Genomic DNA, 596 nt, shown 5'->3' on the forward strand with positions numbered 1-596 from the left:
AATCTATTCGAACTCAGTTTCAAATGGTCGTGGTGATTGGTTAACTGCTAAAGCAAAAGAAGCTGGTTTTAATATAAAAATGGTTGATATTCCTGGCGCTCAATTAGCAGACCGTGTTATTGCCGAGAAGAATAATGCAGTTGCAGATATGGTATTTGGAATTGGTGCTGTTGATTCAAATAAAATTAGAGATCAAAAATTACTAGTCCAGTACAAGCCTAAATGGTTAGATAAAATTGATCAATCTTTATCAGATAAAGATAATTATTATAATCCTGTGATTGTTCAACCATTAGTTTTAATTGGGGCGCCTGATGTAAAAGAAATGCCTAAAGATTGGACTGAATTAGGTAGTAAGTATAAAGGTAAATATTCAATTTCTGGTCTTCAAGGTGGTACAGGACGGGCAATTCTAGCAAGTATCTTAGTTCGATACCTTGATGATAAAGGAGAATTAGGTGTTTCCGAAAAAGGTTGGGAAGCAGCAAAAGAATATTTGAAAAATGCATACACTCTTCAAAAGGGAGAAAGTTCAATTGTTAAGATGTTAGACAAAGAAGATCCAATACAATATGGAATGATGTGGGGTTCTGGTG

General features: G+C 34.6%; 1 protein-coding gene. It reads left to right on the forward strand.

Annotation, left to right across the window (positions count from 1 at the left end; genetic code table 11):
• The coding region (locus tag QZ114_RS08530; RefSeq protein WP_295502195.1) for an ABC transporter substrate-binding protein at positions 1 to 596 on the forward strand (596 nt) is incomplete at both ends.

This window comes from uncultured Streptococcus sp. (assembly GCF_901875575.1).
In the GTDB taxonomy this organism is placed as follows: domain Bacteria; phylum Bacillota; class Bacilli; order Lactobacillales; family Streptococcaceae; genus Streptococcus.